Source organism: Gimesia aquarii (genome assembly GCF_007748175.1).
Lineage (GTDB): Bacteria > Planctomycetota > Planctomycetia > Planctomycetales > Planctomycetaceae > Gimesia > Gimesia aquarii_A.
This window is the reverse complement of the sequence record NZ_CP037422.1, coordinates 333,958-360,369: the sequence shown is the minus strand read 5'-3', so window position 1 is coordinate 360,369 and position 26,412 is coordinate 333,958. Positions and strand designations below refer to the sequence as shown.

Below are 26,412 nucleotides of genomic sequence, written 5' to 3'. Positions count from 1 at the left end.
CCATACAATAAAGGATCTCATACCGTTATTCTGACTTTCAAAAGATATCCAACTGAAATCCGGGGCGATGATTTTTTGGTTGCAGTCGTTGAGCTTCTTTGAGGACAAACCTGGGATCCATGAAGGGGTCGTAACTGATGTCCTGCCAAAGTACATTGCCAGAGTGGTCTATGATGAATGTGCCATGCAGTGGCTGCTTTTCGAAGTCATCATAGGCATGGAAGGCTTTGAAAACATCGAGCTTCGCATCTGAGAACAGCGGGATGGGGAGATCGCCTTTATCGTAATTCTTGATTGATGTTTTCAATCCGTCTAATTTATCGGTACTAATCGCCATAATAGGAATGCCCGCTTTTTTGAACTCCTCTACCATCGGCGCAAATGCCTGCAACTGTTCGGCACAATGCAAACAACTATATCCAAGATAAAAAATCAAGACATGTGGTTTGCCGCGAAACTCCTCTGAGCTACGTATTTTCCCAGTAGCATCTTGCAGTTTCCAGGATGGAGCTGGCGAAGGTTTCCAGCGAAATGGACCTAGCGTGTTCAGGTCAGGCCGATCTCCTACATCGGTAGCAACCTTTTTCTTACTTCCCCTGTCTTCTGTAAAACACAGGTCTTTCTTGATGAGTGCTAAACGCTCGTAGAGGAAAGATTTCAGATTGAATAATGCCAGATTCTTCGCTAGCTGATCAATCGACGTTAACATTGTCGTTAACTTTCTAAACTCCTGTTTCGCAGCTTCTTTCTTCCCTGATTGCCATAATAAATCAACGAGTACCGCTTGAGGTTGAACTTCGTTTTTGTGAGAGTCAATCAGCTTTCGCAGTGCTTTTTCTGCCTTTTCCTGTTCACCCGACTTCCATAACACAGAGATCAAATAGACTTCATCCACACCGCCCGCTTTTTTTAATAGTTTGTGACCAAGTTTAAAATCACCTTTGGCGATTGCCTGATGACCTTTGAGGGCATTAATGTTTCCTTCCCGTCTTTTGATTTTCGATAGAAAGGGTTTGCTCGCTTTTTCAATCGCGGTTTTGATTGATTTATTAATTTTTGTTGATTTGCTCACTTTAGATTGGCCTGGTTTCAGTGCGACAATCGGCCCTTTGATGAGAGCAGCCCTGGCTTTTTTCTCTGCGGCTTGTTCGGCCTGTTTCTGATCTTTTTTCAGTATATCCAGCCGTTTCTGCAACTCTGCCAATTGGTCGTCACCTTCTTTGACTTTTTTCATCTGGTAGTAAGCCAGTCCCAGGTAACGCAGGCGTTTGATCTGCTCTTCTTCCAAATCTGTGGGAGCCAGATAATGCGTACCACTCAAATGAATCAGTTCATCCCATAATTCAAAAGTTCTTAGTACTTGGAACAAACGCATGCGTCCGTACTTAGCACTACCCCGCTTTTTGAGTGTGTTGTATTTGGGGTGCTGTGGCAGATCGATCATGTTCTTCGCCAATTCAACGGCAGGATGAATACGGCCAAGAAAAATCAAATTGCGGATCAACCACTCATTGTTATGAGCATAATTATGAATCTGGTCGGGCATGACCCTATCACGCATCATATGGGCATGATCCACGCGAGCTGATGCTTCCTGTTGCCAGACGGCATCTTCATATCGTTTGAGTCGGGAATAGATATGTCCCGGCATATGCCACATGTGGGCAATGCTGGGAGCAGACTGACCGCAACGTGCTGCTGAAGTGAGCGCCTTTTCCGGCTTACGATAATCCCAGAGATGAATGCGATAATGATGTGTGGGGTGCATCGGATTGACGTCAAAAATATCCTGCAGTAAAGCCTCTGCTGCGATATAACTTGTACTGGAAGAACGTGTGTTATAAAGATGAACTGCCAGAAATGCCTTGGCTTCCAGATCATCCGGATATTCCAGAATCAGGTTTTCCATCGCTTTGGTATACGCCTCATTCCGTTGTTTGGATTTTTTCTTGTCGGCCTTGATATAGGATTCGAGGGCTTTGATATACAATTTTTCCCGTGGGCTGGCTTTATTAATACGTTTGTTTGCTTCTTCAATAAATCCTTTAGCCCGTTTTGAATTCTTCAGGTTACACATGGCAGCCCCCCAAAAGGCCATGGCGCAATCAGGGTCTAAGGAAGCAGCATGTCGGAATGAACGTTCTGCCTCCAGATACCAGAAACCGTGCAATTGTCCTAATCCCTGGTCAAGAAATTTCTGAGCCTCAGGGTTCTTGACCGTCACATCAAAGTGCACATCGCCAGTCCCTCCCATGATGTAAGCCTTACGACGGGGGCCTTCATTAAAAACTTCCCCGTGATAGGAATGACCGGCCAGAACTTCTTCTGTTTCTTTTTTATTATCCGTCGCTTCTGCTTTGTCGGCACTCCAGGCAGTTGAACAGGGGATACAAAACAGTAATGTGACTACCAAAGCAAAGTATTTTTGGTTGTGAACCAAAGTGAGCGGAAACTTATTTAACATAGTCATTAACGCTTTAGAGTTAGAGGAACGGAACCACTATTGAGAGAATGTTCAAATATTAATTTTACTACGCCCCTTTTCCAATTGTCGATAGACAAGGATCATTTCGAAGCACAGTTATGTAAATGCCCCGTCTCACTATTCACTATGACGAAAAAAAAGACACCAAATCTGAATTTACTTGCCTCTCAGTTTTGTACAGTGTAGCATAATCCCATTATGGTCCGCGTTGTTTTTACACCTAATCTGGAACGTCATTTATCTTGTCCTGAAGCAACAGTTTCCGGAGATTCGGTGCGCGAAGCATTGGATGCTGTGTTTGAGACCGATCAACAATTGCGGGGATATATCCTCGACGATCAGAGTCGGCTACGTCAACATATGGTAATTTTTGTTGATGGCAAAACGATTGTTGATCGAGTTCACCTGAGCGATTCCATTTCACCCAATAGTGAAATTTATGTAATGCAAGCACTTTCTGGCGGCTAAATAAATATAGATGAACTACAAAAGACTAAACAAACTGAAAGAGACATCCCATGAGTTCCCAAATTCATATTGCCACGCGCAAAGGGTTATTTCAACTTGATCGCAGCTCCTCGGGCTGGTCACTTGGTCGACATGATTTTCATGGAGAACATGTTTCGATGGTATTAAAAGACCATCGAGACGGTACAACTTATGCCGCTCTTAACCACGGTCACTTTGGAGTGAAGCTGCATCGCAGTAATGACGATGGAAAGAATTGGGAAGAATGTGCCGTGCCCGTTTATCCCGAAGGAGCAACAATCGGTGCTGGTCCTTTCTCAACAGACGGCAAGCCTAAGCCGGCCAGTTTAAGTGAAATCTGGGCGTTGGAACCAGGAGGTCCAGATCAACCAAATCGGCTCTGGTGCGGTACGATCCCGGGAGGCTTGTTTCGCTCTGACGATTGTGGTTCCAGCTGGCAATTGGTTGAATCATTTTGGGATCTGCCCGAGCGTCAACACTGGTTTGGAGGTGGGAAAGACGATCCCGGGATTCATTCTATTTGTGTTCATCCCGAAAATAGCCAACAGGTGGCAGTATCGATCTCCTGTGGAGGCGTTTGGGTGACTAAAGATGATGGTGCGAGTTGGACCTGTAAAGCCGATGGCATCCGTGCAGAATATGTTCCCCCTGATCAGGCCTATGATCCTAATATTCAAGATGTACATTGTCTCGTTCAATCACCATCACATCCCGATTTCTACTGGGCTCAACACCATAATGGTGTGTTTCGCACTACTGATGGTGCCAATTCCTGGCAAGAGATTACAACGATTCAACCTTCCGGGTTCGGGTTTGCCGTCGCCGTCCATCCCAAACAACCAGATATCGCCTGGTTTGTACCGGCAATCAAAGATGAATGTCGCATTCCCGTTGACGGTAAATTTGTGATTGCCCGCACCACCGATGGTGGTTTGACTTCTGAGGTTCTCACGAATGGTCTGCCTCAAGAGTATGCATATGATATCGTTTATCGGCACGCGTTGGACGTGGATCAAACGGGTGAGTGTCTCGTTACAGGTTCCACAACGGGTAACCTCTGGATTTCAGAAGATGGCGGCGATTCCTGGCAGACGATCTCGACGACACTCCCTCCCATCTATTGCGTGCGGTTTGCAAAATCTTAGCGCATTGATTCTGAAGATTGGACCACTGAAGCTTCTAATCCTGTTTTTTGAGTGCCTGTTCAATCACACGAGCTGATTCTTTGCCTTGTGCAGTCGCGCCGGCGGAATTGAAGTGAACATTGCCCGGTTTCGTCCACCATTTTTTGTGGTATGGTTTCGTCAAAGCATAAAGGTCGTTGACCATAATCTCAGGATGATCCATGAGGACTTTCATGGCAATTTGATTATACTTTGCTGCATCGCCTGCAATGCGACCAGCTTCACCTTCAGGGACAGGGGTCGTTGTCACGAAAATGAGTTTTGCTTTGGGTGCTAATTTTTTGAGATAAGCAATGATAGCACGTAGATTCTTTTCGTAATCCGCGGGAGAAGTGACTTGCTTGCCATTTACACGATCCAGTTTTTTCCCACTCATATACTTCAGATCGTGCAGGCCAACATTAAAATGAATGACATCCCAATCGAAGTCCCAATGTCCTTTTAGATTCTTATCTTTCATTGTCGTATGCATGGTTTTCATTTTATTGATGAAAGACGAAGAATCACCACCGTTACAATACAGACGATATAAGTTGGCTTTGCCCTTGAGTGCATCACGGGTGGCATCGGTATAGGCGATGGAAATCGAATCGCCATACAACAAAACATTCGGAAGTTTGGAGTTATTTTCGACAAATTGAAACGCAGGGCGTTTATTAAAACGGGGTGATCGAACCAGTTTTTTCCAGGCTTCTTCAGCTTGTTTTTCAGCAAACACAGTGTGTGTCAAAGTAAGTAGACAGATTGTGAACAAGGGAATCAGCTTGGAGAGTTTCATGGTGGGTCTTCTTCAAATTAAGGAGTGATATGCAGCTAATCTTCGATTTAAGAATTTATAATAACCGTTCATTTTGACGTATTACAATCAATATCAGCAAGCTTTTTCGTTCAGATTATTCATAAATCGTAGCATCTGAGTAAAAAAGTAACTATAAATGAGTCTGTACTGGGGCGGTAACTGTAAACGAATCAATTTATATCTTTCCAAAGTATTTTGCTCATTCCGAGGGAGTGCTCATATGAGAGTTTGCTGTCTGTTGTGCCTTCTGTTTTTGTTTGGCTGCGAAAAAAAGAACCCTGAAGAGTCAGTCGTTGTGGTCGAGGTTGAACAGGGAGAAACTGCTCCTCTTCCTGCTGAATCTGATGGTGAGCTCCCAATGGCTGGCATGGGAATTATGGTAGGCGAGGTCACACCAGACAGCGCCTTAGTACAGGTACGGTTAACAGAGACTGACAAACTGGTCAACCGCGATGTCAAAGGCATGCCGGGCTTCGTCAAATTTATATTGCAACCTATATCAGAAGAAATATCAGATACAGCGAAGGGGAGTACTCAAATCGTAAAAGCGATAGCCGATCATGACTTTATCGCACGCGCTTCCTTTACAGATTTACCAGCAGGAACGGAGTTCGAATGCACGACTGAAATTGGCTCAGCAGAAGATCAGCTCCATTCTGGCCCGACAGCCCGATTCAAAACGCTACCCGGAGCGAGTCAGGCAAAGCCAGTAGAATTTGTGGTTGTAACTGGAATGAACTATGCGAAGTTTCACGGCGACGATCGTATCGATAAAAAACAACACTTGATAGAAAATAACACAAAGCTCCCTCAGCCCTACTCAGGTCCCGATAAACACTTGGGTTATCCGGCGTTAGAGACGATCTTGAAATTAAAGCCCGATTTCTTCATAGGCACCGGTGACAATGTTTATTATGACACTCCCGATAAACCGCGGGCGGAAACGATTCCCGAATTACGACAGAAATGGCATGAGCAATTCGTGCAGCCTCGCTATCGTGACCTGTTCGCTGCCGTGCCCACTTATTGGGAAATCGATGATCATGATTATCGCATCGATGATGGTGATAATACGGGCGATCATCGGCCTTCTCCGGATGAAGGTCGAGCGATGATGCTGGAACAACTACCCGTCGCACCAATGGATGACAAGGATGCTAAAACATACAGGACCCATCGGGTTAGCAAGGATTTACAAATCTGGCTGCCGGAAAATCGTATGTATCGTAGTCCAAATGCGATGAAAGACGGTCCTGGAAAAACGATCTGGGGCGATGAGCAAAAAGCATGGTTGAAAAAAACATTAAAAGAGAGTGACGCGACATTCAAACTCTTAATTTCACCTACTCCAATGGTTGGTCCCGACGATTTACGAAAGACGGACAACCATTGTGATATCGGTGGATTTCGTCATGAGCGTGATGAATTTTTTAAATGGCTGAAAGAGAACGGTTTGGATCAGCAGAACTTCTTTATTGTCTGCGGTGATCGACACTGGCAATATCACGCCACTGACCCCAGCGGGTTTGAAGAATTTTCCTGTGGTGCGCTGGTCGATGCCAATTCTCGCTTAGGTCGCAAACCCGGTGATCCCAAATCAACTGATCCGAAAGGGCTCATCAAACAAGCTTACTCTCAAGATCCACGCTCCGGTGGATTCTTGCTGGTGAAAGTAACTCCGGCAGAGAAACAATCACCGGCGACACTTTCTTTTGTGTTTCACGATGAGAAAGGGAAAGTATTGTACCAACACAACAAACCCCACAGCAAGAAATAGCAGCCCTTATTCCCGAAAGTCTGTATCAGCCGTTTTGAGATCAAGTTCTTTGATCCAGACATTTCGATAGCGTACATCATGTCCTTCACATTGGAGCTTAATTCCACCGGGAGTATCAGTAATTCCAAATCCGTTATTATTTCCACCATCCAGTCCAGAATTGGGCCCCCCCCAGACTTTGTTGATCGTTACGTTCTCATGCACCTTCTTACCATTGAAATACATTGAAACGAGCGGTTTTTCGACCAGTTTACCATCTTTGAAACGGGCAGCGCGAAACGTAATGTCGTAAGCGTTCCATTTCCCTGTTCCGTTATAAGCATGATAAGGTGATTCGGTACGGTTAATGACAGCCCCCATACCATGCTTCGTTTTATCACCATCCAAAACTTGAATTTCATAGCGGTTCTGTAAATAGACTCCACTATTGCCACCTGGTTTCATCACTAGAAATTCAACATGTAGACGGAAGTCACGATATTTCTTTTTCGTCACAATGTCGGCTGTTCCATATTTTCCTCCCGCAGCTGCTGGATCATCGGTCATTACAACCGTACCCGTATCGACAGGGTCTTCAACAATTTTCCACTTGATAGGAAGAGAAGAACTAAAGCGTGGTCCTTTCCAATAGGTCCACTTTTGATCCAACGTTTCCCGACTACCATCCAGGAGAATTTCAGCGTCGCTGGGAACCTTGGCAGAAACACCGATTTCAGCGAGTGCAGAGGACCAAGCCGTAACAAAAATCAATGGCAATAGACTAAGAGCAAAAGGCGTGAGTCGCATGATGGTTCCTCATTATTGACATGTAAATAGAAGCTCACATTATGTCGTTTTTATTTGATCAGAACAAACCACTTCGACCAGAGCCAAGCCTCTGATCTTAAAAGATCAATCGTTCCAACTTAGAGACAATGAGCACAACATTGTATCGAATTAATAAATTGAAGAAAAAAAATATTTTTGAAGGATTCTAAGAAATTGAGAGACACTTGGAACGAAGTTGGGTGGTTAGATTACTAGTTCAAATAAGTATTTCTTATTCAAAATTAAGTGTGACCACTGATCTTTTTGAGCTACATATTTTGTAAATCGCTCAATAAATGAACACAGTAACACTATTTTATGCCCTCGATTTTAAAAATATCATGACTTTTGTTGTTACTTTTGGGCATTTAATGAAGTAATCTAAATAAATATTATATGAGTATTATTATGCATCTAAGAATCTGCATTATTGGTGCTTTAGCGTTTCATTTAAGAGTTTCCACTAACAAGGTCCCTCCAGAGTAGTTTACCTCTTTTCTCACGGCAAATTTACGCTCGATTTTTAATTTCCATTTTTACCGAAAGACATTTCCATGTTTAGCAGGCACATTCCACGCAAACGTGGCTTCACCCTCATTGAATTATTAGTGGTGATTGCCATTATCGCAATTTTAATTGCATTGTTACTACCGGCGGTTCAACAGGCACGGGAGGCGGCTCGCAGGAGCACCTGTAAAAATCACCTGAAACAAATTGGTCTGGCATTACACAACTATCATGACACTTTTTTGCGTTTTCCGATTGGCGAACAGAGCCCTGTTTGGAGAGCCAACTGGCGTGCGCCCATTCTTCCTTACCTGGATCAAGCCCCCGCATATAACCAAATGAATTTTTCAATTGGTACGTCAACGATTGGATTTGCTTCTGCAGGAAGTTCGGGTTATGGATATGGTACAGGAGCGGGTACGAATGAAATTCTGAAAACCTTACGGGTTCCCGTTTATAATTGTCCCTCTTCTCCTCATTCCAATGCGGCAAATGACAGCGCGAATGTCAAAAATAATAGTGAATTAGGTCAGACGATGGACTATGTGGGAATTGCAGGTGCCACTCCCGATCCTTCAGGAGCTACAACAACCGTTTGCTCTGCAGCGTCTGCCGGTTATGGTGCGGGGCAATTTTGCAGTAATGGTCTGTTAGTACCCAATGATTCGTTTCGAATGCGCGATATCACTGATGGAACATCCAACACGATTATTGTGGGTGAACAATCTGGCCAAGTGAATAATCAGGATTCTCGTTCCAACTACTATGGTGGGTGGAGCGGGATTACAAATTCTTCGAAAGTAGCATCATTACTAGATGGTTCCACCTGGGGTTCCGGTACCACAACAGTTAAGTATTCCATCAACAGTTTTTGGAATTCGGGTGCAGGCGATGAGGCGTACCGAACCTACGGTCCTAACACAATCCTGGGATCTTATCACACCGGTGGTACGCATGTTTTGCTGACAGACGGGGCAGTTCGTTTTCTGTCTGACAATCTTGACTTCTCTACCTTGGCAAATCTCTGTTCCAAGAGTGATGGCCAAGTGCTCGGTGAATTTTAATGAATCAAAGTGCAAAAGTACTTATTTATTAACCGTAAAAATTCAAAGTAAGGACTCCAGACCTAATACGCCTGGGGTCTTTACTTTTTGATACGACAACTTCTAGATGATGGGATAAAATTGAATGATGGTTAAAATAGATCTCTTTCGACGTTGCAGTATGTTGGCATTTGCAATTCTTTTTTTCAGTCTGACGATGATTGGCTGTGGTGGGGCTGATGATACGAAAAAACGTGGTTACGTTACAATCACTGTTACCCATAATGGCTCTCCTGTGACTGAGGGAGAAGTACGTATGATGATCACGGGCAAAGGGGAAGCGGCTGTCGGCCTCTTAAACGAATCAGGACAGGTAGAGCTCGAAGAAGTTGTACTCGGAAATTACAATGTGGCAGTTGCCCCCCCTGAGTTGGCAACACCCGATAACCCGGCTCCCGAGAAAGAGTATCCGAATCTTCCGCAAAAATATCGCGACATCAGTAAAAGTCCGCTCAAAGCGGAGGTAAAAGCGGGTAGCAATGAGTTTACTTTTGATTTAAAAGATTGAAACTCTCGTAACGGGCTCCTTAATGATGAAACCCCGAGCCTTTTGTTTCCGGTCTGTGGTTGGGTTGAGAAGCAAAAAAGTCGATGGCATGTTGCATATCGAGGAGTAGCATGTCTGCCATGTCTCTCGTAAAGCCTTCTTTGCAAACGCAACGCAGTACTGCCAGGTCTTCACGGTTTTTAGGGAATGTATAAGCGGGGACCAGCCAGCCACGCTCTCGTAATTTATTCGAGATATCAAATACGCTGAAGTTTGCTTTCTCATTCGTAGTGAAGGCAAAAACAGGGATCGAACTTCCGTCTGAAATTAATTGGAACGGTCCCAGTTCTGCAATTCCTGAAGAAAGATGCAAGGCGACATTTTGTGACGCTTGATGAATACTGCAATAACCTTCATGTCCCAGTCGCAAAAAATTGTAATATTGTGCGACGACTTGATTCCCAGGTCGTGAAAAGTTCAGAGCAAAATTTGGTAAGTCGCCGCCGAGATAGTTACAGTGGAAAACTAACTCTTCAGGGAGTTCTGTTTTATCTCTCCAGACAATCCAACCAACTCCGGGGTAAACCAGCCCAAATTTATGCCCGGATGTGTTGATCGATTTCACAAGCGGGAGTCTGAAATCCCATTCCAAATCTGGTTGTAAAAAAGGAGCAACAAAGCCGCCACTGGCTCCATCAACATGAATGGGAACATCCCAGCCGTTTTGCGCATTCAGTTCTAAGAGTGCGTCATTGACTTCTTTCACATTTTCGTACCTGCCGTCAAAGGTACTACCCATAATAACCACAACTCCGATTGTATTTTCATCAACCAGTTTCAACGCTTCCTCTGCGTTCAAACAATAACGGTCTCCTTCCATGGGAACAAAACGTGGTTCAATCTCCCAGTAACGGCAAAATTTTTCCCAACAAACCTGCACATTGATGCCCATCACCATATTCGGCTTATCTGCTGATTTTCCTTGCGCTTCGCGACGTTTACGCCAATTCCATTTTAACGCCATACCTCCCAGCATAGACGCTTCACTGGACCCAATCGTTGAACAGCCTACTGCTTCTTCTTCTTGCGGCGCGTTCCATAGCTTAGCCAGCATATTGGTACACCGTAATTCAATTTCAGCGGTTTGCGGATACTCGTCTTTATCGATCATATTTTTGTCGAACGTTTCCGACATGAGCTGCCGTGCTTCATCTTCCATCCACGTGGTGACGAAGGTGGCCAGATTGAGCCGCGAGTTTCCGTCCAGCATCAATTCATCACGAACTAAATCATAGGCAATTTTAGGAGGGAGCCCTTGTTCGGGCATCCGGTACTTAGGAACGGGTTCACTGATAGACCGACTACCATAAGCGGGAGTCAACATTGAATCTGGATCGGTATCGCTTAAGTTCTTTTTGCCATGCAGCATGAAGCTCTCCCTACTGGACTTTCATAACGAAAAACGAAATGGAACCGTTATAGTAATGTCTTATGCAGGGATTTGAATGAAGAATTCACAAAGGATCAACTTTTCTGCAAACTTTGTGTCGTGCAGCCAGCCGTACATTGGCCAATGATATCGAGCTTATCGTTATTTAAGTAGCAATAACGATTGATCCAGACACCATCAGGGCTGATCTCTGCCGCCACCTGCATTCTGGCATGGAAGTCCTCTGTCGGTCCATATCCATGTGCGAGAGCATAAATAGGCATCGGTTTAGCTAATTTTCTAGCTGCCGAAATTTTTCGTTCCTGTGCATGTGGCCCCGTTAAATGAGGTTCATCAGGCCCAGGATAATAAATATCCTTTAATTGCGCCGGCGGTTCAGAATCAGCGATGTCAAGCAACTTGAATAACGCACGGACTAATAAAGATTCGGAGAGTCCCGGATTTGCTGCCAGTAGTTGATCACCATAAGACCGCAAGATCATCGACCAGTGCATACCATAAAGCTTAACGCTTACAGAGTTACAATACTTTGTGACTAATGAATAATTCATTCCGGAAATGAGAGACCAGGGGGGAGGGAAGGCACTAGGAGCGAGTTCAACTTCCGTATTACTTACTTCGTTCATTGTCGCACGGAAACCTGCCAGCAATTCTTTTGAAAGTTGTGCTTTCATCAACAGCATTGCAGCCGCTCCGGGATAATGCTGATTTAACCAAGCTGTGAAATTCGTTGATTGATTCGCTTCGAAGAGTATGGCCTCCAAGTCATCGTTTGTTAAGCCACCATGTAACTTTTGATATAACGCCAGCGAATCAGTTTGCATCTGATCAAACTGAAATCCCAATCGACATGCAGCCTGCTTGGCATGCGCGCTAAAATCAAAGAAGGCCGAGTCCAGAAAGTAAGGTGGATATTCCGGCCAGTCAAAACGTAAGCCATCAATTTCAGGATAGCGGTTGAGTAGGTCCCGAATCAACGCATGTTGATATTCAATGATATGCGGGCTCGCCAGACTTCCGTTGTTGGCAACACGTTTGCGTGGCAAAGAACCATCGGGCAAGCGGGGAATATCTTCCTCACGAGGACCACCAAATTGAACGCGATACCCTGGTGGAATAGCAGCCTGGACTTGAAAGTAAACTTCAAGCCCACGCGCCTGAGCAGCTTGTATAAAGTCAGCGACAACGTGTCCTTCACGTCGTGTAAGCTCGTCAGGTTCGGCTGGCTGGTACCGTAAACCTGCATAGAGAGTCTTATCGGGAACAAAACTAGGGGCTGTTTTAACCCAGAGCTCCCTTTTCCCTTCCCAGAGGGGACGATCCAGCAGGCGAACTTTGCCGGCTCCTGCATCAGCGGGTGGTTCACGTACTCCTGTCTGCTCATCGGCTAGCTGCATTACATAAGGAGAGGTAGAGACCGCCGTGACTCCCGCTCTCTGTGTAAGATTATCAAGAACAGTCTCGATACCTTCGTACTGTAGATATTCTGGTAATACAGTCACTCCGATCTGTCGCTGCTGACTCATGATTTCCTCGCAATGGTGCAGAATGAAAACTCAGAGTCTATTAATCTTATCGCTTCAAGGGGAAATTCCTCCACCCCGGAACGCTGTTTTTTATTGACTTTCTACAGAGCCAGGTAGCTTGTCACAAAATGCCACTAAAATGAAAGTCGCAACGGGACCAAATAACAGAGAAATGAGAAACCATGCTAGTCCACTTCGATTTTTGCCCTGTGCTAATCCGGCATTGATTAAAGCCAGCGACCCCCATCCAACAAGATAGCCAGGTTCTTGGGGAATCTGTGCCGCAACGAGCATGAGTGTTACTCCTGATGGATCAAATTACATTTTAACCGAAGTACAGTAATTTACTCAGTAATGATATCGTTGACAGTACCACCACTGGGAATCATAGGCAGAACATGTTCTTGATAACTGCAAATGACATCCAGGAGATAAGGACCATCTGAAGACAGCATTTCGGCGAGTGCTTCCGGGTACTCTGCTTTGGAGCGTACCTGCCGTGCCTGCAAACCAAAGCCTTTTGCAATGGAGACAAAATCGGGATACGTCGCTTCGGCATGTGAGCCATCGCCCTTACCCTCTGCTTCCGGGTGATGCACGGGACCGAGATAGGTATGAGCTCGACGCCCATCCATGAAACGATCTTCCCATTGAACCACCATTCCCAAATGCTGATTATTGAGCAGCAGGATTTTGACAGGCAACTTTTCTGTATGGAGAGTTGCCATTTCCTGCACGTTCATCAACATGGATCCATCGCCGTCAATGTCGACAACCAAATCGTTCGGGAACTGCGCTTGAACCCCCATCGCAGCGGGTAAGCCAAAGCCCATGGTTCCCAAGCCAGAACTGCTAAGCCAACGGCGGGGCTTCTGAAACTTATAGAATTGAGCCGCCCACATTTGATGCTGTCCCACACCTACGGTGATGTAAGGATCTTTCGCTTTAGTTTGATTACAAAGTTCGTGAATCGCATACTGCTGCGAGAGTACATCGCCGAGTTCAGGGTACTTCAGCGGGTACTTTTCTTTCCACTCGTTCACCTTTGCCAACCATTGATCAACTTCAGGCAGATCATCATCGGTGATGGTGGCATTCAATGCTTCCAGAACATTTTTCAGATCAGCATTGATGGGAATGTGTGCTTCCTTGTTTTTATGTAATTCGGAAGGATCGATATCAACATGCACAATCTTGCCATGTTTGGCAAACTCTTCCAGTTTTCCGGTGACACGATCATCAAAACGCACGCCGAACGCTAATAACAAATCAGCTTCATTAACAGCATAGTTCGCATAAACCGTGCCATGCATGCCAAGCATGTCGAGGCACAAGGGATCGTCTCCCGGAAAAACACCCAATCCCATTACAGTGGTTGTCACCGGAATTTGTGTACGATGAGCGAACTTGATTAGTTCTTCAGACACATCTGAAATAATCGCGCCGCCACCAACATAGAGAATTGGTTTTTTTGAACGTTTAATGGCTGCCAGAATCTGACGAATCTGTTCGGGAGCTGCCTTTCTCAATTCCGGTCGATAACCGGGCAGGTAGGTTTCGGGATCGTAGTCTGGCTCTTCATCGAGTGTGGCCAATTGACAGTCTTTGGGGAAGTCGATCAGAACCGGTCCGGGACGACCCGTATTGGCAATAAAAAATGCCTCTTTCACAATTCGGGCAACGTCATTGACATCGGTCACCATATAGTGGTGTTTGGTAATTGCACGTGAGATTTCCACCATGGGAGTTTCCTGAAAGGCATCACTTCCAATGACTGCCTGAGGAACCTGCCCGGTAATAGCGACCATGGGAATACTGTCGAGTTTGGCATCTGCCAGAGCTGTTACCAAATTAGTCGCGCCAGGTCCACTGGTCGCCATACAAACGCCAACCTCACCCGTGGTACGGGCAATTCCCTGCGCGGCGAATCCGCCCCCTTGTTCGTGGCGGGGAAGGATAGTTCGGATGTCTTCCTTATTTTTGATCAATGCTTGATGAAGTGGCATGCTACAGCCACCGGGATAAGCAAAGATGGTCTTCACGCCCTGCCGAATCAATGCCTGAACCAGAATCTCAGCTCCATTGATTGTCTTAGTTTGCGTATTTTTTTCGTTGGCAGTGGCCACTGTCTCACCCTTCTGTTTCGATGGTCTCTAATATTTCGTTTTAATGATCTAAAAAATCCGTCGTTTGGTCCTGTCACAGAGCCAGATCGACGATCGATCAACATCTCTTGTTTTCCATAACGATTTATCATGTAGACGCACCTTGTACGCCTGATGTTCGTTCTGGAATTCAAAGAACTGCTTTAAGCACCTAATTCTATCTTCTCTCAGGTGTAATAACGAGTCATTTCCTGCGCAGAATCCAATTTTCATACAGACACATTCACTTTAAGACTTTTGCGAATACAGTTTACGAAACCTGTTTCGATTATGCGGGTTAAGCGACACATTAACGAACTTTAGACGGACATTTATGATTTGAAGGTACAAATCAATAAACAATTAATCACATAAGTCTATTCACTGTATAAGATTAAGGTTTTTCCATTCTTATCCAAACTCTCTGTCTCTTAGTCAATAGTGCCTTTAAACACCGCGAGTCTGAGTAAGTTTGGCATGAACCCCGTGATAATAAGATCCCCCAGCCAATATGAATCGACCAGGGGGATGATTACCTGAGTGAGGGGTTGTGTTTTGTTTAAAGCCTAGCGATCTGCACGCCAATCATAGCGACCATAATTGTAGTCGCGCTGATACAGGTTATATCTGTGTCCATAGTCAAAACGGTGATCGAAACGATTGCCGTTGTGTGGAAACGAACCATAATTCGTTCGATAATACGAAGGGAAATAGGATGGTGCTGTTCCACAGCGAAAATAGTTTGACCGGCGGTTTGGCTGGTAGTCGTAATTGCTGAAGTTACGGTAACGATTTAAGTCGTCACGGCTATGGAATGAATCATAGTCATTCCAGTTTCGATAGCTGGAACTATTGTAGTGTCGAGCTTGCGATTGGTTTGGTTGATAGTAAGGTGTTGCTGCAAAGCTCGTATTGCTAACCAAAGCAATTGTGGCCAATGCAGTGAACATGATGGTAAAGTGTTTCATCATTATCTCCCTTAATGTATCCGTTTTTTGAAAGTGGCTTATTATCTTTGATAAATGATTAGTAAAGCATTTCGTATGCCAAAATCAAACATTGAAACGTAAACCTTTCAAATAAAACAGCTTATAGAATAATATAAAACCGAATAAAACCACAGAATGTTGTCACTTATTCAACAGAACGAACATTTTTACAATCATTTTGACACACAATGCTCCTGAATGACCTCATAAAGACAACTTGATCAAAGTAGTGGAATTAGCAGAGGTCATTTGGCCGTATGGAACAGGAAAGCAATGGCTAATGTGCTTGAGGAAGTGTTAAATAGCGGGAGCCAGCCTGTAAGCCGGGTTATGTCGAGAGTGGCCATTTATCTGGGACAACAGTTGCCTGCTGCCTCGCGCGACCGACCCGAGAGTCATACCGGATCGGGCCGATCCGTGTGCTGGCAAGCCAGCACTGCTCCCTGCTTGGTCTTGCACCCGGTGGGGTTTACCTAGCCAAACCGGTCACCCGGCCTGCTGGTGCGCTCTTACCGCACCGTTTCACCCTTACCTGCCTGGAAACCAGGCGGGCGGTTTGCTTTCTGCTGCACTTTCCCTATCCTTGCGGACGGTGGGAGTTACCCACCACCGTGCCCTGTGGAGCCCGGACTTTCCTCCACGAATCCCGAGGAATTCGCAGCGACCACTCAGCCGACTCCCGCTACTGAATTGACCAGTATAGGCGACTGAGGTTGCTTGAAGTATCCCCAAAATCTGACTTTTCTTGAGAGAAAGGCTTTATTATGGCTGACCAACGGTATAGATTAATAGCGTGCGGGCAAACAAAGACATCTCGGAATCGTAAGACAATGAACGCTCCAGGAAACTTCGAATGTTAGGTGAGTTAAACCCTTGTGGAGGTGGCGACCCAATTCCGCTACTTTCCGAAGTCCTGCTTATTGGCCGCCGTAGTCGATGTGATATCACGTTGAAGTTCCCCAATGTTTCTTCACATCATTGCCAATTGGAGTTTATCAACGGCTATTGGCGTGTGCGGGATATGAACAGCCGCAACGGGATTAAAGTCAATGGCGAGCGGTGTGACATGAAATGGTTACTTCCCGGAGATCAACTTTCGATTGCCAAGCACGAATTTGAAATCAATTATACTCCTCAATCCGATGAACCACCGCCTGAAGAAGATGACCCCTTTGAATTGAGCCTGATGGAAAAAGCGGGCCTGGTGAGCCCTGAATCCCGACCGCGTCGACCGATGGCACCTCCCGCCCACAAGCCAAAAGAGATTGAATTACCTCAAGATGAATCGGAAATGACCGAGGACGAACTCGGTTTGAAGTTTCTCATTGACCTGGATGACGAGCAGAGTGATTCATGATCCATTTCCAACAATGGCTACGGAGCCGAGTTTGTTGTGGCTAAGAAAAAAGGGAAAAAAATCCGGGTTGCGTTTAAGAAAAATCGCCAGAAGAAAGTCCGAAAGAATAAACTCTCCAGCCACCGAGTCGATGAGCAAATCGATTCTCAATACATGGATGCAACCGAACGGCTATCAGGTAAAGGCGACCTGACTCGTCACCGTACCGTGATGGGAGTGGAACAGGAAACCCAAGACGGCACCGCGATCGTTATCGACATTGACGAAAGTACCTGTCTCAAAGGTCGTGTTATCCAGTCTCAAGGATTGAACTCAATCGTACAGTCAGAAGAGGGTACTCGATATGACTGTACGGTCCGGCGGCTCGTCAGAACTATGTCACGCGATGACCGCAATGCTGTGGTTGCTGGTGACCATGTTTTAATTAGGCCAGAAGGAGATGAAAATCAGGCTGTCATCGAACGTGTAGAGCCAAGACGCTCTTCTCTCTCAAGAGGTAGTAAACGCCGGGAGCATATCCTCGTCAGTAATATCGATCAAGCAGTGATTGTTGTTTCTGCCGATGACCCTCCTCTTAAACCCTCACTCATCGACCGCTTCCTGATTAGCTCAGAAAAGGGCAATATTCATTCCATCATTTGCATCAACAAAATTGATCTCGTTGATCCTATCGAATTTCAACCACTGATCGGCGTGTATGCTCAGATGGGTTACGACATCGTGTTAACAAGTATTGTCGATGGGACAGGGATTCCGAGACTCCGCTCATTGCTCAAAGGGAAACAATCTGTATTTTCTGGACAAAGCGGTGTCGGAAAGTCGTCTTTACTGAATCAGATTGACAGTCGGTTAACTTTGGAAACTGCTGAGATCAGCCAGGAGAATCGGAAAGGGCGACATACAACACGCTCAGCAGTCTTACTGGAAATCGAAAGTGGGGGTTGGGTCGTAGATACGCCAGGTATTCGGCAGTTAGAGTTATGGGATGTGATTCCGGAAGAGGTCGAAGGCTTCTTTCGTGACTTTTGTCCCTTTATCCCACAATGTCGCTTCCCGGATTGTTCGCATACACACGAAACCGGATGTGGTGTGAAACGTGCGGTCGCCAATGATTTCATATCCCGGCAGCGCTACCAAAGCTATTTGAAAATTATTAGTGGCGATGAACCGCGGCCCGTTTATCATCAAACGTGACAGAGACTAACTCTCTACCCGTTCATAGATACAGGAAATTATTTTCTGTGGTCGATCAGTTGATCCTTAATACCGACTTGCGTAGACTCAAAGAGGCTGCTTTGTAAAGTTTGTTAATGATCAAGCCTGCCAATACTGTTTTTGCTCTCCTGCCTGATTACCTCCAACATCAAAAGTCTTACTCATGAAATCCAAATTCGTTTCCATGCTTTGTTTGATTCCGCTTCTACTACTCGGTTTTTATCTGCTTTCAGATGACAATTCCCGAATTTTGTTGAGTCAAGAACAAGTCGTGAAGAGTAAGCAAACTAGTTGTAAGACTGTGCTCGACTACGGCGTACGCGGTGATGGTAAAACAGACGACACAGCGGCCATACAGAAGATGGTGAATGCCTCTGCTGGCTCATTGCGATTTCCGCGTGGCCTCTATCGATTGACGAAACCAATTGTCATTGATTTAAACAAAATCGGTCCGACTTCTATTTCGGGTGACGGAACGGCAACGATTTTAATGGAAGGTGCCGGACCTGCTTTTTTGTTTAAAGGAACTCATGGCGGCACGGCAAGTCCGAAAACTGTAAACCCAGTTGTCTGGGAAAAAGAACGGACGCCGATGGTGGATGGCATCGAAATCGTGGGAAAACACCCGGAGGCAATTGGAGTTGCTGCGACGAAGACAATGCAGATCACGATTACACGGCTGGTTGTAAGACGTGCCTTACACGGAATTCATTTGTACGAACGAAATCGAAATGTTGCCATTGACGACTGTCATCTGTATGAAAATGAAGGAGTCGGAATTTATCTAGACAAGCTGAATTTGCATCAGGTCAATATTTCTGATTCGCACATCAGTTACAACAAAGGTGGTGGGATTGTTGTTCGGGAAAGCGAAATTCGTAATATTCAGATTGGAAATTGCGATATTGAAGGCAACATGGGGCAAGAAATCCCACCAACGTCCAATATTTTGTTCGATGTCTCTAAGGGCTCTTTGCGAGAAGGAGCTATTTTTGGTTGTACGATTCAACACACACATAATGCACCTGATTCTGCCAATGTACGTTTCATTGGCAATGGTCCGCAAGATCCGCGAAAGGTAGGAAACTTTGCGATTGCCGACAATTCCATGAGCGATGTCGCTGTCAACATTCACCTGAAACATGCCCGTGGTGTGACGATTACCGGCAACACACTGTGGCAGGCCTATGAACACAATCTGTTGATTGAAGATTCTTCCTATATCGTATTGGGAGCAAATCTACTCGACCGCAACCCTGACTACCGAGCCAAGACAAAAGATGCCAATGTCTTCCAGGACTGTAGCGACTGCACCTTGAACGGTTTGAATATCAGAGAAACGCGGGAAGTCACAGCGGGCTTGATTCTTGAAAATTGTGAGAGAATGAACATCACAAACTGCTCCTTGCGCGAGTGCGAGAACGGCGGTATTCTCTTTAAGAATGTGAAGCAGTCTCGCATCTCCGACTGTTTGATCACCGAGGGCTCCAACCACTTTGCAATTCGCGTGAACGGAGGAGGCCAAAATCAGGTCACTGACAATCTGGTATCTGGCACTGTCGAGATTGAAGAGGGCACAACCGCCACAAACAATAATGTCTCGATCAAATGAGTTGGTTACGAGTCCTTTAAGCAAGCGACGAGGATTCACCAGGCAGAATGCCCGCCATGAGATTCCCGGCTGACCGTCCCGATTCAAATCGCATGAGCACGATGCGAATGGCGGCAGTGATGGGAACCGCGAGAATGGCGCCGATTGGTCCCCAGAGCAGTGTCCAGAAGGAAAGCGCCAGCAGAACGGTTACGGGGTGCAGTTCGAGGCCTTCTCCCATGATTTTAGGTTCAATGCCATTCCCGATTATCATTTGAATGGCACCGGGAATTAAGATCACACCGGCAATCGTCCAGGGACTGCCAGAAAACTGTGCAAAAGCAACAGGGATTGGTAATAAGGTTGCGATTAAAGATCCTACAGAAGGAATAAAATTCAATAGGAATGTCAGAATTCCAAAGACGAACGCCAGCTCTAAGCCAAACAATGAAAGTGTAATACCGACAAGCGTACCGGTGATCAGAGAAATGATGAGTTTGGTTGAGATATAACTGCGAATCTTTTGTTCGATTTCTCGGTAAAGTACGTTCTTGATGACAGCATGAGGATTACGTCCTGCCAGCAAAAAGATCACAAAAATCGCAACGAAAAATGAGGTGGTTGTAAAACTGAGTGCCGTTTGCATGGTACTAAAGGCAATTGATTTCAAAGCATCTTTCATATATGCGGTCGTTTCCTTTTGTAGCTTATTCAAATCGATGCCCATTTTGTCGAACCAACTGGTCTCCGATTTTTCTGCCACTACCGGTGGAGCATTTTCAATAGAAGACGGAGCGGCTTCAGAAGATTCTTCCTCAGGCGAATCTTCACTATTGTTATTGGATGACTCATCAGAATCACTGACTTCTTTCGCTGTATTGAAAGCCGAGCTAATAAAAATCCCTAAATTTTTGCTGTATTGACTTTCTGCTTTTTGAATCACTTGCTGTGTCGAGTAGATCAAAGCCAGACAGAGTAAAAATCCGGACGACAATACGAGCAAAAGTGTGGCGGAAATCGCAACGATATGAGGCAGCTTCCATTTCAATACGAGCAAATCAACCAGGGGCGTCACGATCGTCGCAATAAAAATGGCGATGACGAACGGAATCAAAACAGCTTTCGTGATATAGAACACAAAGGCAATTGCGAAGATCGTGAGCAGCATTAGACAGCCCGTAATCACACTGGTCTGTTCATCCGACGGTTTCAATGAAGTTGACATGAAGAGTGCCCCTTGCCGCTATGTGATTCTGAAGCAGAAGTCCACTCACAATCCTTTTGAAATGACCGTCAGAGAACCTGCAACATTTTTAAGTGTGCCCAAAGTATGTGCACCATAGACGGAAAAGTAAAAGCTGCAAAGAGAAAAACCTGACCTAACGACTGATTTGTCGCATGTAACGCAGAAATTGTTGATTGAGGCGTTCAAGATCATCACCAAATATGGATTGGAAATCCTTGAGTCGATCTTCTGGAGTCGACCAGATGAGAGGCTTTCTGTCTGCGACCAGACGCAGATATGCTTCATACTGCTTGCGCTTGGTTTTGATGAGAAAGTAGGAAAATGCCCAGGCTTCTGCATAGGCATCGAGCATCGTTTCCGGATTTTGGAAGCGTTGATCCGTCATGATCAGGGTTTGAAGTGAGTCAGCAGTTCTACGTGAGCGTGCGAAATTTTGAAATTGCCTCAGTCGCCAGGGATTCGGCTTCCCGATTGTCCGCCAACCCGTTTTACTCCGCAAATCAGGTGTTTCAAAATACGTTGCCATCCCCTCAGTCAGCCAGAGGGGGTTGTCGGCAAACCGAGTATGCAAACCCACATTGAAAGCTATCTGATGCGTACATTCATGGATGATGGTTGCCATATTAAAAGGAGACTTCCGTAATTTTTTCAATATGTCAGCATCAGTGAATGCGGGTCGTTCGTTGGGAGCGGCTGTTAAATCATAAAGCACCATCCGATTCGATTGAATTGAATAAAATCCGTGCACCGCGGAAGCACCTTCACCTAAAATCTGACTCGCATATTGTTCAAAATTGGCACGGTCTTTAAAAATCACCGCGATCATCGGAACTTTGGGATCATGGAGAGGGAGCTCTTTGCTGTGCCACTGATTGTGCAGTACTTTATATAAGCGTTCAAAGAGAGAACCGCACCATTTTGAGTAACGTTTCCCTGCTTGACTACAGATGATAAAGTGCTTGGTTTGAGTCACTACAAAGTCGGTACCAAATTCCGCAACAAGTTGCTGTTCGAGTTCGGGAAGTTTGAGTGGTGTAAAATTTTGATCGAGCTGCCGCCTTTGTTTGAGTTGCTTTGGTGTTGCTGTCAGCAAGCGACCATCGCGGGTCAACATCACAACGCCACCATCCTGGGCTTCAAGAACCTGCGCTGCTTGAATTGTGTTTTCCTGCCCCTGGTTATCGAGATAAGTAAACTGATACAGGGGTTGCTCTGATTTCCCAGTTGAATCATTTTTGGCGGATGTCTGCGCATAAGTGAGATGGCTGTTGAGAGTACTGCCAAGCCAGAAGCATATAATTAGTAAGAGCAGAGTTTTTCTGGCGATGTATACCAGGAAAATCATTTTTAAGTCTCTCCACTCCATATCAGTCTTTCTGCGCAGAAGATCATTGGATACTTCCAGAATAGGGGAGAGAGGGGTTGATGTCGATCCCTATTTTTTTGCCAGCTTGTCTTTTCCCTTAGTATCGGTAAGTGTCAAATAAAGCACGTTTGATGCATAGTTGGTCGTAATTGAGAACGTAATTCCTACGCGGGCCATTGCTGCAAATGGGAACCGTTTGATGGGTGCTGCTTTTTTGGAAGCTTCCAATACGAGAGTTCCTTCAAGAGTTTTGCCAGCAAGGCGGGTTTTACTTTTTTTCGAAAGTGTCACTCCTGGTGGTAGCTGTTCACCAAACTTCGAAGTGAAATACATAAATGAAGTCGCAAGAGTAACAGGATCTTTATAAACTTCACTGCGTTTAATTTTAACTTTGATTTCAGCCGATTCGCCCGGCTTTAATACGATCTCGCTAGGAGTGGCAGTGACTTCGAGCAGATCAAGAGGTTTCGTCACTCCCACAATCGATGTATTGATTGGCCAACGTGCCTGTCCACCTCCACCCGATTGAATTTCACAGGTAATTCGACCATAACGAACGGCTTCAATTTCTTTCCCATCGGGACCGGGAAGTTTTGCTTTTCCAGAAATTTTCACCAGTGAGGCATTGATGGGAGCATCTTTAGCCGCTTTGAGAATCAGACCACAATCATTCACACCGGGGGGTAGTGTCACTGGTTCCAAGGTCACTCCCTTGGGAAGTCCTTCGATGTTCATTTCAATGGGACCATTGAAACCATTTAAACGCTTGACTCGGCCAAACCACATCATATTCGTTCCAGGAGCAATTTGTGCGTAGTAATATTCGCCGTACACTTCAAATTCGGGTCCACTCAATTCACCAGATAAATGGTAAGCGAAACGTTCTCCGCCTCGATCATGCAGATCCCGGACCGTCACAGTATAATCTCCGTCCGCGGGTGCTTTAAAATAGAATTCTGAGTCTTTCGTCTGTAAACCATCATCAGATTCTGTTGTGGCGCTACCATTGACAAAAATGCGTTGTACCTTGCCTTTCGTATCTTGCACTTCCATGACACAGTCTAACGGCAGATCAATACGGTTCGACATCAATTTAAAAAAGTAATACTGGTCTTTTTTTGCTTTGAACTTATAGAAGTGTGTCTGCTCTGCTTCGCTGAATTGTGCACTAACTCCAACAGGCAGTGTCAGAGGTAAAGCAGTTTTTGATGAAATGTTAGTACCGCGTGCAGAGACTTGGGGATGCTCACTGATCAGAGTCCAGATAGAATTCGTCTCACCAGCCGGTGTTTTGAACGTGCGCCTGGCCCAACCCGTTTCTTTGACATCTGTCGCAGAGAACTTGACTTTATTGTTGCCTTTCAGCGCATGCCCCTGCAGCTCTACTTCAGTAGTCTTTCCCTTCTGAACGGCTAAAGGAAATGTGTGATATACAAACGGGGTCTCACTGAATTCAATACAGTAGGCGTATTTTCCAGTTCCCTTATAACGGGCGTCACGAATTTCAAAGACGTACTCACCATCGGCGGGTAGCTTAATAGTGATGAGTGAATCTGATTTAATGAAGTTATCGTTTTGAGCCACAATTTGTTTCTGCGGTCCATATAAAGTCAGAATGGAATCCATTAGATACACGCCTGAAGTCTGCATCGTATGAATGGCTTCTGTGACACGCTGTGCATAGACCTGCAACGTAATTTCTTGTCCCTTTTTGCCGGCGAACTTATAGCAATCAAGATCTTCTGTTTTTTCACAAATACCACAAATCGTAGAAGGGAAGGTGACAACTTGTGCGGTGTCAAACGTATTGTTGTCTTTCTTTTCTACTTCTTCGATGACAGGGTAGGGGGTTACCAGTAAATGAGATACACTGGAAACAGCCTGATCAGTGGCAACTCGGCATTCATAAACGCGCGTGGGTTGATTTTTGGGAACTTCGATATCAAATGCAAAAGGAGTTCCTACAGATCCTCGACCACGGCGGGGAGCTGCCTTCGGCTTCGGTTCGGCAAAGGTCATCTTAATTCCCGGCTGATCGAAAAAGACAGAGTGTGTTCCATCCAGTGTATAGCTGGTATGCAGCTGAATTTTGCGTTTGTCCCCCTGTTGAACAGCGGCCGGCTTCATAGCCACCAGTTGACGAAAACCGATTTTTGATGGCGGCGGTGTTTTCTTCTTATCAGCGGCATTCACTGAGGAATGCTGAGATGACATGCAGAAAAACAGGCTCAAAGTCAGTATCGAGTAAGCTATGCAACGCATCGGCTTGTCCTACAGAAGATCATTTAAACAGATTGCCAGAGAAAACAGTGAACCCCTCAAAGCTCAAGTGAAAAGGGGCGATCACTGTCAAAAATGCGAGGAGTGAATTTATTGGAAATTAACCCATCAATTCCGGAATGGGTTGGCCTTCGTTCACAACTAAAGGACGACCATCTTCAGGGGAGATAAAGTAATGGTGCAGATTGACTCCCAATTTTGTATAGATGGTTGCTGCAACATCTTGAGGATAATATTCTTTCCCGACCGGGCGTGAACCGATGTCATCGGTAGCGCCAATTACCTGACCCGCTGGAGTTCCCGCTCCAATCATCATCATCGTGGATGCGGTTGCCCAGTGATCTCGTCCGGCGGCTGAGTTGATAACGGGAGTCCGACCAAAATCAGTCAGCCAGACAACCAGCGTGTTATCAAGCATTCCACGTTGCTTTAAATCGAGCACCAGCGATGTCAATGCCCGGTCAAAGGGAGGCAGTGAACGACGCAGGGATTTAAAGTTATTTGTATGTGTGTCCCAACCACCGCTGCTGACGGTAACGAATCGTGAACCTGACTCGATCAGCCTGCGGGCCAAGAGGCAACTTTGACCCAGATAGTGACGGCCGTACTCATCGCGGGTCTTCGCAGATTCCTGATTGAGATCAAATGCCTTTTGGGTATCAGCAGATGTGATCATACTAAAAGCATTTTTATAATGAGCATCCGATGCTTCAAAGGCATTTTGATTTTTGTCAGCCTGACGCTGTAAAGTATCGATCGCCTGTAATGCTTGTTGTCGACGTTTTAGACGGTCGACGGTAATTCCCGATGGTGGAGAAATATCTCTTACGGTGAAGTTTTTGGAGTTGGGATCACCGGGAATTTCAAACGGGTTATATTGCAGTCCCAGATAGCCACCCAGTCCACCGTTGAATCGACGATCCACATGATTGCCAATTTGAATATGCGGAGGAATATTCGTTTTGAAGCCCTTGGTTTTCGCAATCACGGCACCGTAACAGGGATATGTCACAGAGGCGTTGAATTTATGCCCTGAAAGCATAAACGCGTCTGCCGTTGAGTGGGAACCATTTTTGGGGTTCAGGTTCCGCATGATGGCCACTTCATTGGCGTGTTTCGCAAACAGAGGTAACTGATCCGAAAACTGATAGCCGGGCAGGGCGGTGCTGATCGCAGAAAAATCCCCACGCACATCAGCAGAGGCATTGGGTTTGGGATCGAAGGTATCGTGATGGCTGGTTCCGCCACGTGTCCAGATCAGAATGCAGTTGGTATCGTTTTTAGGGTCACTCAATGCACCAGATTCAGCGTTCGATGCATGAGCCTGACCACGCATCACAGAATCCAGGGTGATTCCAAACGCACTCAGCGCACCAACTTCCATCAGGAATTGACGACGGCTACCGGTTTCACAGTTTGAAACATTTTGTGGGAAAAGCTTCAGCATCAGAAACTCCTTTAATTTATGGTAGGATCCCGTGGTTGGCAGGTGTATTTGTAGGAGGGACAATCTGACGATTGTTCGTGATAGTACTTTAGTAAGTTAACTATCATAATTGTAACCGTTTATATAAGGTAGGCAAATATAAAATCGGTTACAATCCAGGAAA

20 protein-coding genes and 1 other RNA gene are annotated in these 26,412 nt (G+C 45.5%); 8 read left to right on the top strand and 13 right to left on the bottom strand.

The features are described from left to right. Positions 1-37 precede the first annotated feature (37 nt). Positions 38-2,464 carry a peroxiredoxin family protein gene (locus tag V202x_RS01455; RefSeq protein ID WP_145170551.1) on the bottom strand — a complete coding sequence of 809 codons (2,427 nt, stop codon included), beginning with the start codon at positions 2,462-2,464 and terminating at the stop codon, positions 38-40. A 219-nt stretch (positions 2,465-2,683) separates the two neighbouring features. On the opposite strand from V202x_RS01455, the gene V202x_RS01450 reads away from it, so the two are divergent. Both V202x_RS01450 and V202x_RS01445 read left to right on the top strand, forming a co-directional pair. Continuing rightward, positions 2,684-2,953 (top strand): MoaD/ThiS family protein, encoded by a 270-nt coding sequence (locus tag V202x_RS01450; RefSeq protein ID WP_144980513.1) that lies wholly within the window; start codon positions 2,684-2,686, stop codon positions 2,951-2,953. A 50-nt stretch (positions 2,954-3,003) separates the two neighbouring features. Then, positions 3,004-4,119: a WD40/YVTN/BNR-like repeat-containing protein gene (locus V202x_RS01445; protein WP_145170549.1), complete on the top strand. Its 1,116-nt coding sequence runs from the start codon at positions 3,004-3,006 to the stop codon at positions 4,117-4,119. A gap of 34 nt (positions 4,120-4,153) precedes the next feature. Here the strand turns inward: V202x_RS01445 and V202x_RS01440 are convergent, their stop codons facing one another. Then, entirely contained in the window at positions 4,154-4,936 is a 783-nt protein-coding gene (locus tag V202x_RS01440; RefSeq protein WP_145170547.1) for an SGNH/GDSL hydrolase family protein, read from the bottom strand. Between the two features lie 241 nt (positions 4,937-5,177). Here V202x_RS01440 and V202x_RS01435 point away from each other — a divergent pair, with 241 nt between their 5' ends. Then, positions 5,178-6,734: an alkaline phosphatase D family protein gene (locus V202x_RS01435; RefSeq protein WP_232098766.1), complete on the top strand. Its 1,557-nt coding sequence runs from the start codon at positions 5,178-5,180 to the stop codon at positions 6,732-6,734. Between the two features lie 6 nt (positions 6,735-6,740). Here the strand turns inward: V202x_RS01435 and V202x_RS01430 are convergent, their stop codons facing one another. Then, positions 6,741-7,520, bottom strand: a complete 780-nt coding sequence (locus V202x_RS01430) for a DUF1080 domain-containing protein (protein WP_145170545.1) — start codon at positions 7,518-7,520, stop codon at positions 6,741-6,743. A gap of 575 nt (positions 7,521-8,095) precedes the next feature. Here V202x_RS01430 and V202x_RS01425 point away from each other — a divergent pair. Next, positions 8,096-9,112 carry a DUF1559 domain-containing protein gene (locus tag V202x_RS01425; protein WP_145170542.1) on the top strand — a complete coding sequence of 339 codons (1,017 nt, stop codon included), beginning with the start codon at positions 8,096-8,098 and terminating at the stop codon, positions 9,110-9,112. A 124-nt stretch (positions 9,113-9,236) separates the two neighbouring features. Then, complete coding sequence (locus V202x_RS01420) at positions 9,237-9,659, top strand: hypothetical protein (protein WP_145170540.1); 423 nt, start codon at positions 9,237-9,239, stop codon at positions 9,657-9,659. A gap of 19 nt (positions 9,660-9,678) precedes the next feature. Here V202x_RS01420 and V202x_RS01415 read toward each other — a convergent pair whose 3' ends face one another. The 6 genes from V202x_RS01415 to rnpB all read right to left on the bottom strand — a co-directional run bounded on the left by V202x_RS01415 (position 9,679) and on the right by rnpB (position 16,427). Continuing rightward, complete coding sequence (locus V202x_RS01415; RefSeq protein WP_145170538.1) at positions 9,679-11,067, bottom strand: glutamate decarboxylase; 1,389 nt, start codon at positions 11,065-11,067, stop codon at positions 9,679-9,681. Positions 11,068-11,162: 95 nt separating this feature from the next. Beyond that, on the bottom strand, positions 11,163-12,614 hold the full coding sequence (locus V202x_RS01410; RefSeq protein ID WP_145170535.1) for a hypothetical protein: 1,452 nt from the start codon (positions 12,612-12,614) through the stop codon (positions 11,163-11,165). Positions 12,615-12,704: 90 nt separating this feature from the next. After that, positions 12,705-12,908 (bottom strand): hypothetical protein, encoded by a 204-nt coding sequence (locus V202x_RS01405; protein ID WP_145170533.1) that lies wholly within the window; start codon positions 12,906-12,908, stop codon positions 12,705-12,707. Between the two features lie 50 nt (positions 12,909-12,958). After that, entirely contained in the window at positions 12,959-14,740 is a 1,782-nt protein-coding gene (ilvB, locus tag V202x_RS01400; RefSeq protein ID WP_145170531.1) for a biosynthetic-type acetolactate synthase large subunit, read from the bottom strand. Positions 14,741-15,324: 584 nt separating this feature from the next. Continuing rightward, the gene (locus tag V202x_RS01395) at positions 15,325-15,729 is read right to left on the bottom strand and encodes a hypothetical protein (protein WP_145170529.1); all 405 of its coding nucleotides are present in this window, start codon (positions 15,727-15,729) and stop codon (positions 15,325-15,327) included. A 321-nt stretch (positions 15,730-16,050) separates the two neighbouring features. Beyond that, positions 16,051-16,427, bottom strand: an RNA gene (gene rnpB, locus V202x_RS01390) — RNase P RNA component class A. A gap of 173 nt (positions 16,428-16,600) precedes the next feature. Between rnpB and V202x_RS01385 the strand changes: the two genes are divergently transcribed. The 3 genes from V202x_RS01385 to V202x_RS01375 all read left to right on the top strand — a co-directional run bounded on the left by V202x_RS01385 (position 16,601) and on the right by V202x_RS01375 (position 19,931). Beyond that, a complete protein-coding gene (locus V202x_RS01385) occupies positions 16,601-17,104 on the top strand; it encodes an FHA domain-containing protein (protein WP_145170527.1) in 504 nt (167 codons plus the stop codon). A gap of 36 nt (positions 17,105-17,140) precedes the next feature. Beyond that, on the top strand, positions 17,141-18,298 hold the full coding sequence (gene rsgA / locus V202x_RS01380) for a ribosome small subunit-dependent GTPase A (RefSeq protein WP_145170525.1): 1,158 nt from the start codon (positions 17,141-17,143) through the stop codon (positions 18,296-18,298). A 184-nt stretch (positions 18,299-18,482) separates the two neighbouring features. Further along, positions 18,483-19,931, top strand: coding sequence for a right-handed parallel beta-helix repeat-containing protein (locus V202x_RS01375; protein WP_145170522.1), 1,449 nt, complete (start codon positions 18,483-18,485; stop codon positions 19,929-19,931). 16 nt (positions 19,932-19,947) lie between these two features. Here V202x_RS01375 and V202x_RS01370 read toward each other — a convergent pair whose 3' ends face one another. From V202x_RS01370 to V202x_RS01355, 4 genes are all read right to left on the bottom strand, one after another. Continuing rightward, the gene (locus V202x_RS01370; RefSeq protein ID WP_145170520.1) at positions 19,948-21,135 is read right to left on the bottom strand and encodes an AI-2E family transporter; all 1,188 of its coding nucleotides are present in this window, start codon (positions 21,133-21,135) and stop codon (positions 19,948-19,950) included. Between the two features lie 154 nt (positions 21,136-21,289). Beyond that, a complete protein-coding gene (locus V202x_RS01365; protein WP_197993164.1) occupies positions 21,290-22,501 on the bottom strand; it encodes a DUF1570 domain-containing protein in 1,212 nt (403 codons plus the stop codon). Positions 22,502-22,591: 90 nt separating this feature from the next. Next, on the bottom strand, positions 22,592-24,784 hold the full coding sequence (locus V202x_RS01360) for a hypothetical protein (protein ID WP_145170516.1): 2,193 nt from the start codon (positions 24,782-24,784) through the stop codon (positions 22,592-22,594). Positions 24,785-24,902: 118 nt separating this feature from the next. Continuing rightward, a complete protein-coding gene (locus tag V202x_RS01355; RefSeq protein ID WP_145170514.1) occupies positions 24,903-26,249 on the bottom strand; it encodes a DUF1501 domain-containing protein in 1,347 nt (448 codons plus the stop codon). Between the last annotated feature and the right edge of the window lie 163 nt (positions 26,250-26,412).

Coding starts and splice junctions, on each gene's coding strand:
- V202x_RS01360 (WP_145170516.1), bottom strand. CDS start 24,784: ATGCGTTGCATAGCTTACTCGATACTGACTTTGAGCCTGTTTTTCTGC.
- V202x_RS01430 (WP_145170545.1), bottom strand. CDS start 7,520: ATGCGACTCACGCCTTTTGCTCTTAGTCTATTGCCATTGATTTTTGTT.
- V202x_RS01365 (WP_197993164.1), bottom strand. CDS start 22,501: ATGATTTTCCTGGTATACATCGCCAGAAAAACTCTGCTCTTACTAATT.
- V202x_RS01450 (WP_144980513.1), top strand. CDS start 2,684: ATGGTCCGCGTTGTTTTTACACCTAATCTGGAACGTCATTTATCTTGT.
- V202x_RS01405 (WP_145170533.1), bottom strand. CDS start 12,908: ATGCTCGTTGCGGCACAGATTCCCCAAGAACCTGGCTATCTTGTTGGA.
- V202x_RS01410 (WP_145170535.1), bottom strand. CDS start 12,614: ATGAGTCAGCAGCGACAGATCGGAGTGACTGTATTACCAGAATATCTA.
- V202x_RS01370 (WP_145170520.1), bottom strand. CDS start 21,135: ATGTCAACTTCATTGAAACCGTCGGATGAACAGACCAGTGTGATTACG.
- V202x_RS01395 (WP_145170529.1), bottom strand. CDS start 15,729: ATGATGAAACACTTTACCATCATGTTCACTGCATTGGCCACAATTGCT.
- V202x_RS01415 (WP_145170538.1), bottom strand. CDS start 11,067: ATGCTGCATGGCAAAAAGAACTTAAGCGATACCGATCCAGATTCAATG.
- V202x_RS01385 (WP_145170527.1), top strand. CDS start 16,601: ATGTTAGGTGAGTTAAACCCTTGTGGAGGTGGCGACCCAATTCCGCTA.
- V202x_RS01445 (WP_145170549.1), top strand. CDS start 3,004: ATGAGTTCCCAAATTCATATTGCCACGCGCAAAGGGTTATTTCAACTT.
- V202x_RS01355 (WP_145170514.1), bottom strand. CDS start 26,249: ATGCTGAAGCTTTTCCCACAAAATGTTTCAAACTGTGAAACCGGTAGC.
- V202x_RS01455 (WP_145170551.1), bottom strand. CDS start 2,464: ATGTTAAATAAGTTTCCGCTCACTTTGGTTCACAACCAAAAATACTTT.
- V202x_RS01375 (WP_145170522.1), top strand. CDS start 18,483: ATGAAATCCAAATTCGTTTCCATGCTTTGTTTGATTCCGCTTCTACTA.
- V202x_RS01435 (WP_232098766.1), top strand. CDS start 5,178: ATGAGAGTTTGCTGTCTGTTGTGCCTTCTGTTTTTGTTTGGCTGCGAA.
- V202x_RS01420 (WP_145170540.1), top strand. CDS start 9,237: ATGATGGTTAAAATAGATCTCTTTCGACGTTGCAGTATGTTGGCATTT.
- V202x_RS01425 (WP_145170542.1), top strand. CDS start 8,096: ATGTTTAGCAGGCACATTCCACGCAAACGTGGCTTCACCCTCATTGAA.
- V202x_RS01440 (WP_145170547.1), bottom strand. CDS start 4,936: ATGAAACTCTCCAAGCTGATTCCCTTGTTCACAATCTGTCTACTTACT.